Raw genomic sequence first — 18,271 nt, 5'->3', positions numbered from 1 at the left:
GCGCCGGGAGGGCGGTGCCCTCCCGGGCCTCAGGCGCGCGGCTGTTCGATGCGCGCGAAGATATCCATCATCCAGCCGATGCGTGCCGAGATCCCCTGCGGGCGTTGCCACGCATAGGGAATCGCCTCGACCAAATGGCGATTGGCCTCCAGCGCCGGCGAACGATCGGCCGGCGGCGAAGGCAGCGCCGCCGCGACAAGGCTGGCGCCGATCAGTCGCAGCTTCTCGCCGCGCGGCACCACAGCGCGTCGGCTGACACTGTCATAGCCATGGGCCGCGACCTTGGCCCCGATGGCGGCGTAGATTCGGCGCGCCGCGCCAATAGCGGGCCGGCAGCCGCGCGGCAGCAGGGCCAAGCCGGTGCCGCCACGCAGGTAGAGATCCTCGGCGCGCAGCAGCAGGCGGTGGGTGACGGAGGCGATGGCAGGGCTGAACACAGGCGCACGGAGGAAGGCATCGGGGTCAATATCAGCCTCGCGTAGCCACGCCAGCGGTAGATAGAGCCGGCCCGCGCGCGCATCCTCGCCCACGTCGCGCGCGATGTTCGTCAGCTGCATGGCGATGCCAAGATCGGTCGCGCGGGCCATGGCGACCGGATCGCGCACGCCCATGACAAGCGACATCATGGCCCCGACCGCGCCCGCGACGCGCGCGCCATAGGCCTCGACATCGGCGATCGTCGCATAGCGTCGCACCTCGGCATCCCAGAGCAACCCCTCGAGCAAGGCCTCGGGCAGGGCGCGGGGAATGGCGTGCGCCGCGACGACGCGGGCGAAGGCGCGATCGGCCGGCATCGGCAGCGGCGCGCCGGCATAGACGCGGTCCAGCCGATGCGCGAGCCGCGCCAGCGCGGCGTGTTTGGCATCAACCAGGTCGACCGCGTCATCGGCGATGCGGCAGAAGGCATACAGTGCGGTGGCGGGCTCGCGCACGGCGCGGGGCAGGAGGAGCGAGGCGGCGTGGAAGCTTTTCGAGCCGGCGCGGAGCAATTCGCGGCAGGCCGCGATGTCGGAGGCTTCGTTGGACGTCAGGCGCATCGGTTGCATCCGGGCCGTTATCCTTCCGAGACTAGCGAAGATTCAGCGTGACGCACCAGGGCCGATCGCACGAAGCCCAGACCTGAAACCGCCGAGGCGACGGCGTCGGGTGCTTCCTCATGCGCGAGGTGCCCGAGGCCTGGCAGGGTGATGCATTCGGCGTGGCGCAGCCGGGCGACGACCCGGCGTTGCTCGGCCGCCGGCACGGTGCGGTCATTGGCGCCGATGATCACCGCGAGGGGCAGCTCGAGGCTCGGCAAATCGCGCTCGAGGCGCCCGAGGTCCCAGGCCGCCATCATGCCCAGGGTTGCCGCGACATGGCCGCGCCGGCTGAACAGCCGCGTGTAGAATTCGACGCCCGCGCGGTCGATGGAGGAGCCGGTGCCACGCAGCAGCCGCTCCACCACGGCGCGATCCTCGGCGCGCAGTGCTACAAGCCAGGGCACCAGGGGCAAGCCTGCCAGCAGTTTCGCCAGCGGGGAAAACACAGAACCTGCGATGCCGGCCAGCGGCAGCATGGCGCCGTTGATCGCGATGATGCCATCCGGGCGCGCGAGTCCGTCCAGCGCCATGCGCATCGCGATTGCGGCTCCGGCGGAATGGCCGATGATGAGGCTCGGACGCGCCTGCAGCGCGTCGAGCAGCGCGGCGATGCGCCGCGCCATCCCGGGCAGGGACAGCCCATCCGCAGCGGGCGTCGCCGTAAAGCCATGGCCCGGCAGGTCGGGCGCGATGGAGTCGAAATCCTTGGCGAGGATGGGCAGCAGGCCCCGCCAGGAATGGGTGGCCGCGCCCGTCCCGTGCAGCAGCAGCGCGACCGGTCCGCGCCCCATCCGCTGCACGTGCCAGCGCATGTTCGCGGCGAAGGGAAAGCTGCTATGCGCGCGGTTCGGCCAGTCGCGCCCATCCCGGTCCCAGGCGGGGCCGCCGGTCATTCAGGCCGTCGCCGCCTGGACGGCGCGGTTGAGCGACGTGCTGTTCGCCTGCGGCAAGGGCACCAGCCGCGCACCGGAGGCGGCGGCGAGCCGGCGGCAGAATTCCTGCGGTCGCGGCGCTGTATCCACCAGCAGAGTCGCGATGCCCGCGGCACGCAGCGGGCGCGCGGCGTCCAGCGCATCGGCTTCCGCCTTGGGCCGGCCGGCGCTGCCGTCGCGCGCGATATTGGCGCGCCCGTCGGTGAGAATGACGATGACCGGCGTGCGGCCACCGCGCCGCTCGGCCTCCGCCAGCGTCATCGCCTCATCCATCGCCGTGGCGAGCGGCGTCCCGCCACCGCCGGGCAGGCCGGACAGGGCGCGGCGCGCGCGGGTGAGGCTGCGCGTCGGTGGCAAGGCGAGGCTCGCCTGCGTGCCGCGGAAGGTAATGAGCGCCACGCGGTCGCGGCGCACATAGCAATCCGCGAGCAGCAGTTCGACTGCACCCTTCGCTTCGGCCAGGCGGTTCAGGGCGGCGGAGCCAGAGGCGTCCACCGCGAAGATGGTCGTGGTCTCGCTGCGCTGGCGGAAGCGGAGGATGCGGAAATCCTCGCGTCGTACGGCGATACGGCCGGGTGCGGCGCCGCGCAGGCGTTGCCAGGGGGCGGCAGAACGCAGCGTCGCCAGCACCCCGATGCGCGCGCCGCCGCGCGGTTCGCCCGCGCGCGTACCGATGACGCGGCCGCGCTGCTTCTCCATGCGCTGAGCGCCTGATTTTCCCGCCGCACCCTGGCGCGCGCGGCTGGCCATCTGGGCGCCGAGCCTGGCCAGCAGATTGGCCGGTAGCGCAGCGCTCGCCGCGGCCAGGATCATGTCCTGCATGGCCTGGGTCCGATCCGGCGGGGGCGCGTCGCTTTCGGGCTGGTCGGGCGGCGGTGTGGCCGGGTTCTCATCCGCGTCCTGCGGCGGCGCGGGTGGCGGCGGTTCGGGCTCGTTCTCGGCGGGCGCTTCGGGGATGCGTGTCGCGCGCGGGGCCAGCACCAAGCGGGCGGCGAGTGCCGCATCCTCCTCCGCGATGCGCGCCCGGCCACCAAGCGCCGCCGCGGCACGCGCGACGCGCAGCGCCAGGATCGGCGCGCGCAGCGACGCGATGCCGAGCGCCATTGCCGCCCCGCACAGCGCCTCGATGATCGCGGGCTCGTCCTCGGATTGCGCGAGCAGGAGCCACGCCGCGTCGAGTTCCACATCCGGAAACTCGGTCAGCGTGTCGAGGGTCAGGTGGATGGCGAGGCGATCGCTGATAGCCACGGGCGCGCACTCGCCCTCCTCGCCCTCATCCAGCGCGACGGCGCCGAAGCGCGCAGGGGCATCCAGCGCGAAGCCGTCGCGCTCGACGCTGACGCGCTGGTGGTCGAGCGTTGCGCCTATCCGTGCCGCCGTGCCGGCTGGCAGGCGCTCCGCCATCGCCAGAATGATGACGCCGCCATCGGCCGCGGCCAGGATGCCGCGCTCCGCGACGGGACGCCCGGTGGCCAGGGTCGCCGCGAGATCCAGGCCGCCGAGCAGGCGGTCATCGGGAACATTGGCGGGTATGCGGCGCAGCGGCGCCTCCGCGATCAGTGCCCGGAGCGCCGAGAGCCAGGAATCGCGGACTGGTCCTGGCCCGCCGCGCAGCACGACGCCGCCGATCGCCGCGGGATCAAGGGCGAAGATCGCCGCGGCATGGGCGGCGTCATCCATGGCGCGCGCCTGGCGCGGCGCCCGTGCGATTCACGCGCCGAGGATCTCGAGCACGCCGCGCTCGACCCGCGTGCCGGCAGCGCTTTCGTCGAGCGGGCTGCGGCGCAGCCTGTGGCGCAAGGCCGGGAGTGCGACCGCGCGCAGCTGCGCCACGCCGAGTTCATTCACACCATCGAGCGCGGCACGCGCGCGCGCCGCACGGATCAGGGTGAGCTCCCCGCGCAGCCCGTCGGTGCCCAGCGCGATGCAGAGCCGAGCGGCCGCCTCGAGCATGGCGTCGGGCACGGCGACATCCGCGACACACGCGCGGGCATTGAGGATGCGCGCGCGCAGAACCGCTTCTTCCGGTGCGTAGCGGGCGCAGAAGCCCTCTGGGTCGCGTTCGAAGGCGTCGCGGCGCTTGACGACCTCGATGCGGGTGGCGAGGTCGGTGGGCGTCTTCACCTCGACGGAGAGGCCGAATCGGTCCAGCAATTGGGGGCGCAGCTCGCCTTCCTCCGGATTGCCGCTGCCCACCAGGACGAAGCGCGCCGGGTGGCGGATGGAGATGCCGTCGCGCTCGACCACGTTCTCGCCCGAGGCGGCGACGTCGAGCAGCAGATCGACCAAGTGGTCTTCGAGGAGGTTCACCTCGTCGATGTAAAGAAATCCGCGATGCGCACGGGCCAACAGCCCCGGCTCGAAGGCCTTCTCGCCATGCGCGAGAGCGCGCTCCAGATCGAGCGCACCGACGACGCGGTCCTCGGTCGCGCCCAGCGGCAAGTCCACCACGGGAACGGGCGCCGCGTGGCTGCGGTGCTTGCCTTCCGGCACAGTGCAGCCCGCTGGTTCGCCGCAGCCTTGCGCCGGGTCACAGCCATAGCGGCAGCCCTCGATCACCTGCATTTCCGGCAGCAGCGCCGCGAGCGCGCGGATGGTTGTGGATTTGCCGGTGCCGCGGTCACCCAGCGCCAGCAGCCCGCCCACCAGGGGCTCGACCGCGGCGATCAGCAGGCCGCCCCGCATCTCCTCCTGCCCGACGATGGCGGAGAAGGGGAAGACCGGGCGCGAAGCGGTGGCCGGCTTCGCGCGTTTCGCGGCGCGCAGGCGTGCCGCGGCCGTTACCAGGCCATCCATCAGGCAGCGCGACGCAGGCTGAACCGCTGCCAGACGGTGGAGAGGGAGGCAACCAGATGGTCGAGGTCCGCATCGGAGTGCAGCGGCGTGGGCGTGAATCGCAGCCGCTCCGTGCCGCGCGGCACGGTCGGGAAGTTGATCGGCTGCACATAGACACCGTGATGGTCGAGCAGCGCGTCGCTGATCTGCTTGCACGCGATCGGGTCGCCGACCATGACCGGGACGATGTGGCTCGGGTTGGTCATGTGCGGGATGTGCGCCGCATCGAGCCGGGCGCGCAGCGCCGCGACACGCTCATGCAGCGCCACCCGCTCGCTTTGCGAGGCCTTGAGGTGGCGGATCGAGGCGGCGGCACCCGCGGCGATCGCGGGCGGAAGGGCCGTGGTGAAGATGTAGCCGGACGCGAAGCTGCGGACGAAATCGCACAGCGCCGCGGAGGCCGCGACATAGCCGCCGATGACGCCGAAGGCCTTGGCCAGCGTGCCCTCGATGACGGTCAGGCGGCCCATCAACCCCTCGCGCTCGGCGATGCCGCCTCCGCGCGGGCCATACAGGCCCACCGCATGCACCTCGTCGAGGTAGGTCATCGCGCCATGCTTCTCGGCGACGTCGCAGATCTCGGCGATGGGGGCGATGTCGCCATCCATCGAATAGACGCTCTCGAAGGCGACCAGCTTGGGCGTGCTCGGCGGCAGCGCCGCGAGCTTGCGGTCCAGATCCTCGGGGCTGTTGTGCTCCCACACCTCGCAGCGCGCGCGGCTGTGGCGGATGCCCTCGATCATCGAGGCATGGTTGAGGGAATCGGAGAGAACGACGCAACCCGGCATGCGGCCGGCGAGGGTGGAGAGCGTCGCCCAGTTCGACATGTAGCCGGAATTGAACAGCAGCGCGGCTTCCTTGCCGTGCAAATCGGCCAGCTCACGCTCGAGCAGCACGTGGTCGTGGTTGGTGCCGGCGATGTTGCGCGTGCCGCCGGCGCCGGCGCCGCGCGCATCCAGGGCGGCGTGCATGGCCCCGATCACCGCGGGATGCTGGCCCATCCCGAGATAATCATTGGAGCACCAGACGGTGACCTCTTCGGTGCCGCCATCGGCGTGACGCGTGGCGCGCGGAAAAGACCCACGATGACGCTCCAGTTCGGCGAACACACGGTAGCGCCCTTCACGGTGCAGCCCGTCGATCTGCTTGCGGAAGTAGGACTCGTAGTCCATGGCTTTCTCCACTCAGAGTGACGCCCCGCGCGCGGCCAGCCGCGTGCGAAGCCTGCTGCCCCACCCCCAAAGCGCCTCGAACGGGATGGGTAGAACCAGGAACCAATGCTCCAGCACCGCCAGCGCGCCGAGCGTCCCCAGCAGCACGAAGCCGACGGTGACGTGGGGTGCCGCATCCGGCGCGAAGGCAATGTGGAACAACCATGCCGTGACCATGGTCGCAAGGGTGATCGAGACCGGAAACAGCAGGTTCATCCGCGCCCGGCGAAAGAAGCTCGCGAGATGGCTCAGATGCGCCGGCAGCAAGGCCTCGGAGAAGTTCCGCACGCCCAGGAAGAGGTTGAGTTTGGTGCTCTGACGCATCGCCCATAGCAAGAGGAAGGTGTGCAGCCCGATGGGGTTGGGCTGCCCCACGGAGATGATCGCGACGAGCCCGGCGAGCGCAATCAGCGCGAGCTCATGGTGCAGGATTGCCACGATGGCCAGCCGAAAGCGCCGGAAACCTTCTGCGCCAGGTGGGCAGACGCGCTGGTTGGGACCGGTGAGGATGCCGGTCAGGAAGGCGAACTCCACCCAACCCCATACGGCGATGCCGCAGAGAAAGCCGCCATAGCTCGCCGCGACACTCTCCTCCCGGGCATATTGCGCCAGACCGATAAGTGCGATGATGAGCAGGCCGGTCGCGACCGCCATCGCGCGTCGCAACGCCATACCCCGCAGCCCGTCGAGTGCCAGGATCGCCCCGGTGGCGAACCACCAGACGAAGACCGTGACGATGATGGGGAGGAGGAGCTCGGCCATCGGCTACCAGCTCGGCGCCATGCGCACGTCCTGCGGCGGCGCATCATGGCGCGCCGGCTGCAGGAAGAGGCGGAGGAAGGTGGCGCCGGCTCTTGCGGCGAGCCCCGTCCGACGCAGGCGCCCCCAGAGGCCGGGGGCGGATTTCGCGCGCCCGATCGCCTCGGCCGTGCGGCGCAGGCTTTCGAGACCTGCCTGGAAGGCGGGCGAATCCGTGTTCAACGTCACCGGAAAGACCTGACGGCAGATTTCCGAGGTGGTGCGCAGGACGATGCGGTCATATTCCGTCGCCGTCATGCCGAGCGCGGCGTGGAATTCCGGCCGGGCATGGTCACGCACATACATCGTCGCGAAGACGGCGAGCTGGAAGAAGCGGATCCACAGCTTGTTGGTGCCGGCCAGAAGCTGCGGGTTCGCGCGCATTAGCAGCGCGAAGGCCTCGCCATGGCGGAACTCGTCGTTGCACCAGTTGTCGAACCACTGGAAAATCGGGTGGAAGCGCAGTTCAGGATGGCGCTCGAACTGCCGGAAAATGGTGATGTAGCGGGCATAGCCGATCTTCTCGCTGAGGTACGTCGCGTAGAAGATGAACTTCGGCTTGAAGAAATTGTACTTCTTCGTCTTCGCCAGGAAGCCCAGGTCGACGCCGACGCCGAGATCCTTCAGGCAGTCATTGATGAAGCCGGCATGCCGGGCCTCGTCGCGACTCATGTAGCCGAACAAATCCTTCATGTCGGGGTTCTTCACCCGCTTGCGGATCTCGGCATAGAGCACGCAGCCGGAGAATTCGGCGGTGACGGAGCTCACCAGGAATTCCAGCAACTCCTTCTGCAGCGGCTCGGGCAGGGCGTCGAGGCGGAAGGCGTCGAAGCGCTCGTCGCGGACGAAATGGCCCTTGTTCGGGTCGCGCTTGAACTCCTCCATCAACGCATCCCATTCGGGGCGAATGCTGCTGACGTCCATGCGGTCCATGGCGGCAAAGTCGGTCGTGTAGAAGCGCGGGCTCAGCACCGTCTCGGTCTGCGCCATGCGGGTGGTGTCGTTGAGCACGCGAGGCGTGCCGGTCACGGCGTTCATGCGGCCTCCTTGGGCTCGAAGCCACAGTGATAGAGCTCGGTGAGCTCGAAGATCGCCGAATACTGCGTCCAGAGGCGGGTGAACAACCCCGCGCGGATCACCGTCGCGCGGCAGGGATAGCTGCCGACGGTGCCGTAGGCGATATCGGTGGGTGCGCCATGGATGATGACCTGGTCGCCCGGGCGCAACTCAACGCCTTCGGGGATGGCATGCGCGTGCAGGCTGTCGAAGCTGTGCTCGATCTCGACGGTGCAGGGCACGTCCAGTCTCCGGCCGCCACCAAGCCATTCACCGATCATTGCGTTGCCTCCTCAATCCCGCGAGAGCCTGGCAAAGGCTTCCGCGTTGGTGACGCCAAAGGCGAGGAGTTCCACAGCTCGTCCCGTTGCCGTATCCGTCAAGACCACCCGCCCGTCGTCCCAGGTCGCGACGCGGAAGGGGCTGTCGGGGCCATGTTCAGACTGACGACGCTCCCTCGCCAACCCGCGGAGCGTCGCACGAATGAAGCCGTTGCTTCCAGGGGGAAGCAGCGCGATTTCGCGCCCAGTGCCGGAATCGCGCACAAGGACGTCGCCACCGGCCGTGTCCTCAAACAGCAGGTCCCGGACGGCGCTGGCCTGCGTGGCCGCCGCCATCGGCACCGCGCTGGGCGCGCCCCGCCCGAGGGTCACCGCGCCGACCGTGAAGACGAGGAGCGTCACCAGACCGAACAGGGGCACCAGGGTCCGATCGCGCATCTCAGGCGACCGCCGGCGAGGTCGTATCCGGCGCCGTCGGGCGGCCGGTGGTAAGGATGCCGGGCACCGGCTGGTCCGCGCTGGCGGCCAGGGCACGCGCCAGCACCTGTGCCGCGACGGGCGCATTCTGCAACGCGCGGAGGACCGGCTGCGGACGGGAGAGCTTCAGCGTCCGGCAATGTGGCCAAAGCGCTAGCCACGCGACGCGGTGGCCGGGCAGCAGGGACAGCACGATATCGCCGGTGCCGTCGCTATTGTTGCGCAGCGCCATGGTTGCGATTGACGCGAAGGGGATATTGATCGTCATCGGCAGCGCCATGCCGATGCGCAGCACCAGGCGACGATCAGTGATGGTGTAGACCGAGCTCTTCGCCGCGAACCGGCCGATCACCGCCAGCACCAGGATCGTCGCCAGCGCGGTCGCCAGCAGTTGCAGGGCGCCGGCGAGGGTCACCACCAGTTCCTGTCCCTCGGACAGATCAAATCCGATACGGATCAGGATGATGCTGCCGAAATAGATCGCGAGGCCGCGCAGGTGGAAGGCGTTGCGGGCAAGCCCCGCCTTCTCCGGCGCGCCCTGCCATAGTAGGGTTTCGCCGCGCGGCAGCTTTTCCGGCAAGCCGGGCGTCGGTTCGTACTCGTGCTCGCGCATGGCGCCTGTTCCTCAGAAAACCGGGCCGATGCGACCGGGCGTCGCATAGAGCTGACCGCCCGCGTAATAGGCCGCGATGTGGTCCTCCTCGCGCAACGTCACCTGATCGGGGTTCGCCAGAACGGGGACATCGGCGAAATGGTGAGACAGCAGCGTCCGGACCTTCACCCAGCGGCGATCCTCGTCGATGCGCAGAAGCGGCATCGGGATCAGGCGGCGGCCGCCCTGGTTCAGCTCCATCTCGAGGAAGCGGACGATGTATTCCGAGCGGTCGACCCAGACATCGACGATGGTGCCGGCAACCAGCCCATCATCGCCCAGCACGCTCATGCCGATCGGCTCGGGATCCTCGGGTGAGATGTGGAAATCGGTCGCCACCCGAAGCGGCACGATCGAGGGCTTGTAGTCGTCAAAGGCGAGGTGCGGATGGTCCTTGCGCTGGGCGTAAGCGGCTGGGCCGACGGCATCGAGCATCGGGTTGCCGGTCGGTGCCAGGGGCGAGCCGGGCCAGTGCTCGGTCGGCTCGGCGCCGGTGACCACCTGCGGAGGCTCGACGCGGGGCGCCTGGGCTTCTCCGCCATGGGGAAGGCGGAAATACTTGGGGGTCGGCAGGCCAGGAAAGCCCTCCACCGAGGAGAGGCCCGTGCGCGAGGAGAGCACCGGGTAGCCCTCGCGCTTGTCCTCCCGACGCAGATAGAAGATCAGGCCGGCGAAGAAGATCCAGAACGAATAGAGCGCGACGATGGCGATATCCGGCCCGCCAGGCTGCACGATGGTGGAGGACATGGGACGCTTTCCTCTGCTTCAGGTCTGCGGTTGTCCGGCGAGGCCGGAGAAGGGCGGTTGGGTGACGGGGCCGCGCGCGGTCCCGCGCACGAGGGGGCCGATCGCGGCGAGCGTCGCGAAGAGCAAAACGATCTCGATGATGTAGACCGCGGCGTAGCCGGTGATCGGGCCATTCAACGCCGCACCGAAGGAACCCTCGGCCGCGAGCCGGGCAACCACGTCGCGCAGGATGCCGCCGAACGCGATCGCGAGGCCGGCGGACGTCGCCTGCACCGCGCCCCAGACGCCGAGCGCGAGGCCGGTCTGGCGACGCCCTGCGGAGACATTCATGCAGGCGGTGAGCGTGCCCACCGCGAACAGCCCATTCCCGAAGCCGACCAGCGCCGTCCCCATGCCGAAGACACCCGGCGAGCCGAGCGGGGCGGCGAAGATGACGAAGCCGAAGCCAAAGATGCCGATCAGGCCACCGAAGGCGGCGAGGCGATGCGCGTCGCCGCCGCGGTCCAGTCGCTTGGCCGAGATGGCGAACCCCAGGATGCCGCCGCCGGCGAACAGCGCCGTCAGCAGCGTGGTGGCGCCGACCGACAATTGCAGGATCTGGCCGCCATAGGGCTCCAGCAGGATGTCCTGCATCGCAAAGCCAGCCGATCCGAGGCCGATCGCCACCAGGCGCCGCGTCCAGCCTGGCAGCAGGCGCAGCTCGGCCCAGCTTTCGGCGAACGTCACGTCGGACTCACCGGTGGTAAGGGAGGGGTTGCGCCCCTCCTGCTTCCACAACGCCACGAGGTTGAGGATCAAAGAGAGAAGTGCTGCGCCCTGCACCGCCTGGATCAGGCGCAGCTGCGAGAAATCCGCTAGGATCGCGCCAAAGCCGAGTGAGCCGATGAGCATGCCCACCAGCAGCATGAGCGAGAACAGCGCGACGATTCGCGGGTGCTTGTCCGTCGGCACGAGGTCGGTCGCGAGGGCCAGGCCCACGGTCTGCAGCGTGTGCATGCCGGCGCCGCAGAGCAGGAAGGAAACCGCGGCCGATGCCGGCCCCGCCCATTCGGGCCCCTGGTGGTCGCCCGAGAGCAGGATCAGCGCGAAGGGCATCATGGCGAGGCCAGAGAACATGACCATCGTGCCCATCCACATATATGGCACGCGTCGCCAGCCGAGGACCGACTTGTGGTTGTCCGACTTGAACCCGATCAGCGCGCGGAAGGGTGCCGCCATGATCGGCAGCGCGAGCATGATGCCGACCAGCGAGGCCGGCACGTCGAGCTCCACGATCATCACGCGGTTCAGCGTGCCGATCAGCAGCACCGCGACAAGGCCCACGGTGATCTGGAACAGGGACAGGCGCAGCAGGCGCTTGAGCGGCACTTCCGTCGTCGCAGCATCCGCGAAGGGTAGGACGAAGGCCCAGGGCGGCTCCGGACTCGGGGTGTTCATCGCGGCAGCACCTCCTGCGCCTGGGATGTGTAGAAGCCGCTGGCGATGCGCTGCCCGCGGGCAGGGCGCCAGAGCGTGAGGCCGGGCTCCCGCTCGATCAGTCGGTGGATGGTGCTGGTGCGAACCGGCTCGATCGAGGGTGCGCGGTCACCGCGCGGGAACAGCCTTCCCATCGCGTGCATCACGCTCAGCAGCGGGGTGCGCGGGGCGTAGGTGAAGATAACCGAGGCGCGGGCACGCTCGACGAGGCGCGCCAGCGCGCTCACGGCATCGCCGGCGCGGTAGTGAATGAGGCTGTCCATCGCGACGATGTGGTCGAAGCGGCCAAGATTCGGGTCGGTCATGTCGCCGACATGGAATTCAATGTCGAGGCCCATGGCCTCGGCGCGCTCACGCGCGTTCTGGACCAACGTTGGCGAGAGGTCGGTGGCCACCACATGGGCGCCGCGCCGCGCGGCTTCCATCGCCAGCACGCCGGTGCCGCAGCCGGCATCGAGCAGGCGTCGGCCGGTTAGGTCGGCGGGCAGCCAGGAGAGGATGGTGTTGCGCATCTCCTCCCGCCCCGCGCGCACCGTAGCGCGAATGCCGGAGACCGGGACGTCCGAGGTCAGCCGCTTCCAGGCCTCGGCCGCGGTGCGGTCGAAGTAGGTTTTGATCTCGCCGCGACGGCTTGCGTAGGTGGCGGACGGCATCAGTCGAACCCCAGCAGGTCGAAGATTTCGCGGTCCTTCAGCGAGCGCGCCTCCAGCGGCTCGATGCCCGCCCAGAGGCTTTCGGCCAGGCGCATGTATTCATTCTGCACCGCCGTCAGTTCCGGCGACCCTTCCATCTCGAACAGCGTCGCCTTCTTCAGGCGCGAGCGGCGGATGACGTCGAGATCGGGGAAGTGCGCCAGCGTCTTCATGCCCGAGACGGCGTTGAATTTCTCGATCTGGTCGACCGCGGCGGAGCGGTTGGCGATGACGCCGCCGAGCCGCACGCCGTAATTCTTCGACTTCGCTTCGATGGCCGCGACGATGCGGTTCATCGCGAAGATGGAGTCGAAGTCGTTGGCCGCGACCACCAGGCCGCGATCGGCATGCAGCAGGGGGGCCGCGAAGCCGCCGCAGACCACGTCACCGAGCACGTCGAAGATCACCACGTCCGTATCTTCGAGCAGGTGATGCTCCTTGAGCAGCTTCACCGTCTGGCCAACGACATAGCCGCCGCAGCCGGTGCCCGCCGGCGGGCCGCCGGCTTCGACGCACATCACGCCGCCATAGCCTTCGAACAGGAAGTCTTCGGGCTTGAGTTCTTCCGCGTGGAAATTCACCTCGGCGAGGATGTCGATCACCGTCGGGATCAGCCGCTTGGTGAGCGTGAAGGTGCTGTCGTGCTTGGGGTCGCAGCCGATCTGCAGCACGCGCTTGCCGAGCTTGGCGAAGGCCACCGAGAGGTTGGAGCTGGTCGTGGACTTGCCGATCCCGCCCTTGCCATAGACGGCGAAGACTTTGGCGGATTCGATCTTGTGGACCTCGTCCATATGGACCTGGACGGAGCCGTCGCCATCGCCCTTGGGCGGCACTTCGCCGCGGATCAATGAATGTCGAACGATGTTGTTCATGCCGCCATCTCCACGCCAATGCCTTCGAGGCGGTCTTCCAGATCTTCCCCGGCGCGCCGCAAGGCGTCGAGGGTCGCAGCGTCCGGCGACCAGTAGTTTCGCTCCTGCGCCTCGATGAGGCGGTTCGCGATTTTTGCCGATGCCGTGGGATTGAGCTTGGCGATGCGGTCGCGCATCTCGGGGTCCAGCACATAGGTCTGGGCCAGGTCCTGGTAGATCCAGGGTGCGACGTCGCCGGTGGTGGCGGACCAGCCCATGGTGTTGGTGACGTGGGCCTCGATCTCGCGCACGCCCTCAAAACCGTGCTTGAGCAGGGCCTCGTACCATTTCGGGTTCAGCGCGCGGGTGCGGGTCTCAAGGGCGACCTGTTCGGAGATGGTGCGCACCTGGCCATCGCCGCGCGTCTGGTCGCCGATGTAGACGGCCGAGGCGATGCCACCGCGCGCGCGGCGCACGGCGCGGCTGATCCCGCCCAGCGTATCGAAGTAATGGTCCACCGTGGTCACCCCGACCTCGATGCTGTCGAGGTTCTGGTAGGTGACGTCGACGGTCTTGAGCACGCTGCCCAGCACCTTGTCGTGCCGCGCCGGCTTGCCGTTCACGCCATAGGCGAAACCCTTGCGCCGGACATAGGCCTCGGCAAGTTCGTCCTCGTCATTCCACCCGCCTTCGCCGACGAGCGAATTGACGTTCGCGCCATAGGCACCGTCGGCATTGCCGAAGACGCGCAGCGCGGCGTCCTCGATGCTGCCGCCATGCTCGGCCATGTGGGCGAGGGCGTGCTTGCGGATGAAGTTCTGCTCGACGGGCTCATCGGCCTGCGCGGCCAGCAGCGCCGATTCCGCCAGCAGCTTCATCTGCAGCGGCAGCAGGTCGCGGAAGATCCCCGACAGCGAGATCACCACGTCTATGCGCGGGCGGCCCAGCGACTCCAGCGGCAGCAGCTGCGCGCCGGTCAGGCGGCCATAGCTGTCGAAGCGCGGCGCGGCACCCATAAGTGCCAGCACCTGCGCGATCGGGCCGCCTTCCGTCTTCAGATTATCGGTGCCCCAGAGCACCATCGCCACCGTCTCCGGCAGCGCATGGCCATCGGCCTCGTGGCGCTCGAGCAGCCGCGTCGCCTGGCGCGCGCCATCCTGCATGGCGAAGGCGGAGGGCAGCTTGAAGGGATCGAAGCCATGCAGGTTGCGGCCCGTCGGCAGCACATCGGTGGTCCGCAGCAGATCACCACCCGGCGCGGGGCGGATATAGCCGCCATCGAGCGCATGCAGGATGCCGGGGATTTCGTAATCCGTGCCGAGCAGGGCATCGAGGCGCGCGCGCTCCACCGGCTCGGTGACGCCGGCGGCGTCGAGCATTTCGCCGCGTTGCTCGGGGTTGGGCGGCTCGCCCACGATGTGCAGCCCGTGCGGGATGAGCGTGTATTCAAGCTCCAGCAGCGAACGGTTGAGCGCGTCGATCGCGGCCACCGCCGTGTCGCCCCAGACCGGCTCCGTGGTAGCGAGGTTCACGGCGGACGCCTGCGCCTGGATCAGGCCGGCGAGTGCTGCGCGCTGGCCGATATCCGCATCGGGTTCCAGCCCGCGCCAGCGATCGACCGAGGATTTCAGGTCGATGAGGCCACGGTAGAGGCCCGCGGAGGAGACCGGCGGCGTCAGATAACTGATCAGCGCGGCACCGGCACGGCGCTTGGCGATCATGCCTTCGGAGGGGTTGTTCGACGCATACAAGTAGAAGTTGGGAAGGTCGCCGATCAGGCGGTCGGGCCAGCAATCGCCGGACATGCCGGCCTGCTTGCCGGGCATGAATTCCAGCGCGCCATGGGTGCCGAAATGCAGCACCGCATTGGCGTTGAAATCGCGGCGCAGCCAACGATAGAAAGCGGTGAAGGCATGCGTCGGCGAGAAGCCGTGCTCGAAGAGCAACCGCATCGGGTCGCCCTCATAGCCGAAGCTGGGCTGGATGCCGACGAAGACATTCCCGAACTGCTTGCCGAGGATGAAGATGTCGCGCCCATCGGTCTGCACCTTGCCGGGCGAGGGACCCCACTGGCGCTCGATCTCGTCGAGCCAGGGTGTGTCGCGGACATGGTCATCGGCGGAGACGCGCGCGGCGACATTGGCGTTGGTGCCGTGGATCTCGCGATTGCCGTCGATGACCGCAGCGCGCAGCGCATCCTCGCTCGCCGGCACATCGACGGTGTAGCCGGCCGCCTTCATCGCCCGCATCGTGTTGAGCAGCGAGGCGAAGACGCCGAGATAGGCGGCGGTGCCCGTGGTACCGGCATTAGGCGGGAAGTTGAACAGCACCGTCGCGATCTTGCGCTCCGCACGCTCGGCGCGGCGCAGCGTGACCAGGCGTTCCACGCGAGCGGCGAGCATCCCCGCGCGCTCATCATTGGCGACCATGTCGCGCGAGCAGTCGCGGCCGATGCAGGCACTGTTGGGGCCGATGCAGCGTGCGCAACGCTCGGCCTCGGAGGTCGCACCGCAGCGGCCGCCGAAGGTCATCGGCCAGATGCCGCCATCGAGCTCCGGGATCGCGACCATCATGGTCGCCTCCACCGGCAGCAACCCGCGCGCATCGGCCTTCCACTGCTTGGTCGTCTGGAATTCCAGCGGGTGCGCGGTGATGTAGGGGACATCGAGCGCGGCGAGTGCCGTCTCCGCCGCGCGCGCGTCATTGTAGGCCGGGCCGCCGACCAGCGAGAAGCCCGTGAGCGAGACGATGGCATCCACGGTGGGGATGCCATTGCGCATGAAGAAGCGGTCCATCGCCGGGCGCGCATCGAGGCCGCTGGCGAAGACCGGCAGCACGTTCAGGCCCTTCGCTTCGATCGCCGCGATCATGCCGTCGTAATGCGCCGCATTGCCGGACAGCACGTAGGAGCGCAGCAGGATCAGCCCCACCGTGCCGCGCTTACCGACGGTCGGGACATCCTCGAACCGCTCGGTGACGCGGCCCTTGGCGCGCGGGTGGTACAGGCCGACATCGGTGTACTGGATCGGCGGATTCACGGTGAAGGTGCCGGCGAGCGCCTTGCGGGGCCCGGCCGCGTAGCGATTGACCAGCATGCCGACCAGCGAGGTGAGATTATCCGCCGACCCCGCGAGCCAGTATTGCAGCGTCAGGAAATAGGCCCGCACATCCTGCGCCGTACCGGGGATGAAGCGCAGCAGCTTCGGCAGCTCGCGCAGCATCTTCATCTGGCCGGCGCCGGAGGCACCCGCGCCGGTCTTCTTGCCGCGCAGCTTCTTCAAAAGGCCGACGATGCCCTTGGCCTCGCCGGCCATGGAGAACTTGCCGATGCGCGTGAGGCGCATGATCTCGGGCGCCGAGAGGGCGCAGACGATGGCGTCGCAATGGTCGCGCCGCGCCGCCATCTGCGGCTGCACCAGGCGGATGTGGTCCTCGAGGAACAGCATGCCCGCGATGATGATGTCGGCGCGGGCGATATCCTCATGGCAGCGCGCGAGTGCTGCGTCATCGCAGGCGAATTCATCGGCCGCGTGCATGGTGAATTCGATGTTCGGCGATTGCCGGCGCAACGCCGCACGCGCCGCCACGATCGCGCCGCCGAAATGGCTGTCCATCGTGACGACCACGACGCGCATGGCAGGCTGCTCAGCGACTGTAGTGCGCTTTTGCATCGTAAAGTGCCTCGACATTGATGGAGCGCAACCCGCGTTCCTGGGCAAAGCGTTCGGTGTTGCGGCGAGCCTTGCCGCGGACAAAGAACGGTATTTTCTTCAGCTCGCGCTCGGCCTCGGCGGTCCAGAGCTCGGCGGGGGCTTCCTCGGCGACGCTCAGGGGCACCACGACCTCCGGCCGTGCCGCCGCGGTCGCGGCATGGCCGAGATGCGATGGCGCGGCCCCGTCGTGGAATTCGAAATCCTCGCGGAACATGCCGATCAGGTGTTCCTCGAGCCCCATCATCAGCGGGTGGACCCAGGTATCGAACAGGACGTTCGCACCCTCCATGCCCATCTGCGGGGAGCGGCGGGCGGGGAAATCCTGCACATGCACGGGGGCCGAGATCACCGCGCAGGGCACGCCCAGGCGCTTGGCGACATGGCGTTCCATCTGGGTGCCGAGCACCAGTTCCGGCTGCGCCGCCGCGATGGCGGCCTCGACATCGAGGTAGTCATCGGTGATCAGCGGCTCGACGCCGTATTTCGCAGCCGCCTCGCGCACATCGCGGGCAAATTCGCGGGAATAGGTGCCCAGGCCCACGACCTGGAAGCCTAGCTCCTCGCTCGCGACTCGCGCGGCGGCAATGGCGTGGGTCGCGTCGCCGAAGATGAAAACGCGCTTGCCGGTGAGGTAGGTCGAGTCGACCGAGCGCGAATACCAAGGCAGGCGCGACTCGGTGGTGTGCGGCACCGGAAGCCCCGCGAGCTGCGCAACCTCGGCGATGAAATCGCGCGTCGCGCCAACGCCGATCGGCACCACGCGCGTCGCCGGCTGGGCAAAATTCCGTTGCAGCCAGGCTGCCGCGGTTCCGGCGATCTCCGGGTACAGCACCACGTTGAACTGTGCGGCACCAAGCCGCGAAAGATCGGTCGGGCTGGCGCCGAGCGGTGCCACGACATTCACGTCGACGCCGATGCTGGCGAGCAGGTTCTGCACCTCGATGATGTCGTCGCGGTGCCGGAACCCGAGCGAGCAGGGCCCGAGGATGTTGCACAGCGGCCGGCCTTCGGTGCGCTTTGCGACATCGCGGCGGGCGAAGGCGCGGACCAACTGATAGAAGGTCTCCGCTGCGCCCCAGTTTTCCTTCTTCTGGTAGGCGGGCAGTTCCACCGCGACCACAGGGATCGGCAGGCCGAGGCTTTTCGCCAACCCGCCCGGATCATCCTGGATGAGCTCGGCAGTGCAGCTCGCACCCACCAGCATCGCCTCGGGCTTGAAGCGTGCATGGCTGTCGAGCACGGCGCGGCGGAATAAGTCGGCGGTGTCCGAACCAAGGTCGCGCGCCTGGAAGGTGGTGTAGGTCACCGGCGGCCGGCGCTCATTGCGCTGGATCATGGTGAAGAGCAGGTCGGCATAGGTGTCGCCCTGCGGCGCGTGGAGCACGTAGTGCAGGCCGCGCATCGCATCCGCGATGCGCATCGCGCCGACATGGGGAGGGCCTTCATAGGTCCAGACGGCGAGCTGCATCGC

Annotated in this window: 16 protein-coding genes; all 16 read right to left on the bottom strand. The window is 68.6% G+C overall.

Translation table 11 applies throughout. The features are described from left to right. Nucleotides 1-29 precede the first annotated feature (29 nt). From GXW79_RS05300 to bchB, 16 genes are read right to left on the bottom strand one after another with little or no spacing between them, the layout of a single operon-like run. Nucleotides 30-1,046, bottom strand: coding sequence for a phytoene/squalene synthase family protein (locus GXW79_RS05300; RefSeq protein WP_246503749.1), 1,017 nt, complete (start codon nucleotides 1,044-1,046; stop codon nucleotides 30-32). 8 nt (nucleotides 1,047-1,054) lie between these two features. Then, complete coding sequence (gene bchO, locus GXW79_RS05295; protein ID WP_211873306.1) at nucleotides 1,055-1,972, bottom strand: alpha/beta fold hydrolase BchO; 918 nt, start codon at nucleotides 1,970-1,972, stop codon at nucleotides 1,055-1,057. After that, nucleotides 1,973-3,691 carry a magnesium chelatase subunit D gene (locus GXW79_RS05290; RefSeq protein WP_211873305.1) on the bottom strand — a complete coding sequence of 573 codons (1,719 nt, stop codon included), beginning with the start codon at nucleotides 3,689-3,691 and terminating at the stop codon, nucleotides 1,973-1,975. A 30-nt stretch (nucleotides 3,692-3,721) separates the two neighbouring features. Next, complete coding sequence (gene bchI / locus GXW79_RS05285) at nucleotides 3,722-4,807, bottom strand: magnesium chelatase ATPase subunit I (protein WP_211873304.1); 1,086 nt, start codon at nucleotides 4,805-4,807, stop codon at nucleotides 3,722-3,724. After that, nucleotides 4,807-6,018, bottom strand: coding sequence for a 5-aminolevulinate synthase (hemA, locus tag GXW79_RS05280; RefSeq protein ID WP_211873303.1), 1,212 nt, complete (start codon nucleotides 6,016-6,018; stop codon nucleotides 4,807-4,809). The genes bchI and hemA overlap by 1 nt, the downstream gene beginning before the upstream one ends. Nucleotides 6,019-6,030: 12 nt before the next feature. After that, nucleotides 6,031-6,819 (bottom strand): putative photosynthetic complex assembly protein PuhE, encoded by a 789-nt coding sequence (gene puhE / locus GXW79_RS05275; protein WP_211873302.1) that lies wholly within the window; start codon nucleotides 6,817-6,819, stop codon nucleotides 6,031-6,033. Between the two features lie 3 nt (nucleotides 6,820-6,822). Further along, nucleotides 6,823-7,893, bottom strand: a complete 1,071-nt coding sequence (gene acsF / locus GXW79_RS05270; RefSeq protein ID WP_211873301.1) for a magnesium-protoporphyrin IX monomethyl ester (oxidative) cyclase — start codon at nucleotides 7,891-7,893, stop codon at nucleotides 6,823-6,825. Beyond that, complete coding sequence (locus GXW79_RS05265) at nucleotides 7,890-8,192, bottom strand: hypothetical protein (protein ID WP_211873300.1); 303 nt, start codon at nucleotides 8,190-8,192, stop codon at nucleotides 7,890-7,892. Before GXW79_RS05265 ends, acsF begins: the two co-directional genes overlap by 4 nt. 12 nt (nucleotides 8,193-8,204) lie before the next feature. After that, nucleotides 8,205-8,630, bottom strand: a complete 426-nt coding sequence (gene puhC, locus GXW79_RS05260; protein WP_211873299.1) for a photosynthetic complex assembly protein PuhC — start codon at nucleotides 8,628-8,630, stop codon at nucleotides 8,205-8,207. A 1-nt stretch (nucleotide 8,631) separates the two neighbouring features. After that, a complete protein-coding gene (gene puhB, locus GXW79_RS05255; RefSeq protein ID WP_211873298.1) occupies nucleotides 8,632-9,282 on the bottom strand; it encodes a photosynthetic complex putative assembly protein PuhB in 651 nt (216 codons plus the stop codon). 12 nt (nucleotides 9,283-9,294) lie between these two features. Next, complete coding sequence (puhA, locus tag GXW79_RS05250) at nucleotides 9,295-10,068, bottom strand: photosynthetic reaction center subunit H (RefSeq protein WP_211873297.1); 774 nt, start codon at nucleotides 10,066-10,068, stop codon at nucleotides 9,295-9,297. 18 nt (nucleotides 10,069-10,086) lie between these two features. Then, nucleotides 10,087-11,505: a BCD family MFS transporter gene (locus GXW79_RS05245; protein ID WP_211873296.1), complete on the bottom strand. Its 1,419-nt coding sequence runs from the start codon at nucleotides 11,503-11,505 to the stop codon at nucleotides 10,087-10,089. Continuing rightward, complete coding sequence (bchM, locus tag GXW79_RS05240) at nucleotides 11,502-12,197, bottom strand: magnesium protoporphyrin IX methyltransferase (protein ID WP_211873295.1); 696 nt, start codon at nucleotides 12,195-12,197, stop codon at nucleotides 11,502-11,504. Before bchM ends, GXW79_RS05245 begins: the two co-directional genes overlap by 4 nt. Beyond that, nucleotides 12,197-13,108: a ferredoxin:protochlorophyllide reductase (ATP-dependent) iron-sulfur ATP-binding protein gene (bchL, locus tag GXW79_RS05235; RefSeq protein ID WP_211873294.1), complete on the bottom strand. Its 912-nt coding sequence runs from the start codon at nucleotides 13,106-13,108 to the stop codon at nucleotides 12,197-12,199. Before bchL ends, bchM begins: the two co-directional genes overlap by 1 nt. After that, a complete protein-coding gene (locus GXW79_RS05230) occupies nucleotides 13,105-16,722 on the bottom strand; it encodes a magnesium chelatase subunit H (RefSeq protein ID WP_408901541.1) in 3,618 nt (1,205 codons plus the stop codon). Before GXW79_RS05230 ends, bchL begins: the two co-directional genes overlap by 4 nt. Before the next feature lie 10 nt (nucleotides 16,723-16,732). Continuing rightward, nucleotides 16,733-18,268: a ferredoxin:protochlorophyllide reductase (ATP-dependent) subunit B gene (gene bchB / locus GXW79_RS05225; RefSeq protein ID WP_211873292.1), complete on the bottom strand. Its 1,536-nt coding sequence runs from the start codon at nucleotides 18,266-18,268 to the stop codon at nucleotides 16,733-16,735. Nucleotides 18,269-18,271: the final 3 nt, after the last annotated feature.

Source organism: Plastoroseomonas arctica (genome assembly GCF_018128965.1).
Lineage (GTDB): Bacteria > Pseudomonadota > Alphaproteobacteria > Acetobacterales > Acetobacteraceae > Plastoroseomonas > Plastoroseomonas arctica.
The sequence above is the reverse complement of the archived record's forward strand: the minus strand, read 5'-3'. Positions and strand labels throughout refer to the sequence as shown.

Excerpts from the sequence above, each read along its gene's own strand:
- GXW79_RS05300 (WP_246503749.1), bottom strand. The coding sequence starts at position 1,046 with ATGCAACCGATGCGCCTGACGTCCAACGAAGCCTCCGACATCGCGGCC.
- bchO (WP_211873306.1), bottom strand. The coding sequence starts at position 1,972 with ATGACCGGCGGCCCCGCCTGGGACCGGGATGGGCGCGACTGGCCGAAC.
- GXW79_RS05290 (WP_211873305.1), bottom strand. The coding sequence starts at position 3,691 with ATGGATGACGCCGCCCATGCCGCGGCGATCTTCGCCCTTGATCCCGCG.
- bchI (WP_211873304.1), bottom strand. The coding sequence starts at position 4,807 with ATGGATGGCCTGGTAACGGCCGCGGCACGCCTGCGCGCCGCGAAACGC.
- hemA (WP_211873303.1), bottom strand. The coding sequence starts at position 6,018 with ATGGACTACGAGTCCTACTTCCGCAAGCAGATCGACGGGCTGCACCGT.
- puhE (WP_211873302.1), bottom strand. The coding sequence starts at position 6,819 with ATGGCCGAGCTCCTCCTCCCCATCATCGTCACGGTCTTCGTCTGGTGG.
- acsF (WP_211873301.1), bottom strand. The coding sequence starts at position 7,893 with ATGAACGCCGTGACCGGCACGCCTCGCGTGCTCAACGACACCACCCGC.
- GXW79_RS05265 (WP_211873300.1), bottom strand. The coding sequence starts at position 8,192 with ATGATCGGTGAATGGCTTGGTGGCGGCCGGAGACTGGACGTGCCCTGC.
- puhC (WP_211873299.1), bottom strand. The coding sequence starts at position 8,630 with ATGCGCGATCGGACCCTGGTGCCCCTGTTCGGTCTGGTGACGCTCCTC.
- puhB (WP_211873298.1), bottom strand. The coding sequence starts at position 9,282 with ATGCGCGAGCACGAGTACGAACCGACGCCCGGCTTGCCGGAAAAGCTG.
- puhA (WP_211873297.1), bottom strand. The coding sequence starts at position 10,068 with ATGTCCTCCACCATCGTGCAGCCTGGCGGGCCGGATATCGCCATCGTC.
- GXW79_RS05245 (WP_211873296.1), bottom strand. The coding sequence starts at position 11,505 with ATGAACACCCCGAGTCCGGAGCCGCCCTGGGCCTTCGTCCTACCCTTC.
- bchM (WP_211873295.1), bottom strand. The coding sequence starts at position 12,197 with ATGCCGTCCGCCACCTACGCAAGCCGTCGCGGCGAGATCAAAACCTAC.
- bchL (WP_211873294.1), bottom strand. The coding sequence starts at position 13,108 with ATGAACAACATCGTTCGACATTCATTGATCCGCGGCGAAGTGCCGCCC.
- GXW79_RS05230 (WP_408901541.1), bottom strand. The coding sequence starts at position 16,722 with ATGCGCGTCGTGGTCGTCACGATGGACAGCCATTTCGGCGGCGCGATC.
- bchB (WP_211873292.1), bottom strand. The coding sequence starts at position 18,268 with ATGCAGCTCGCCGTCTGGACCTATGAAGGCCCTCCCCATGTCGGCGCG.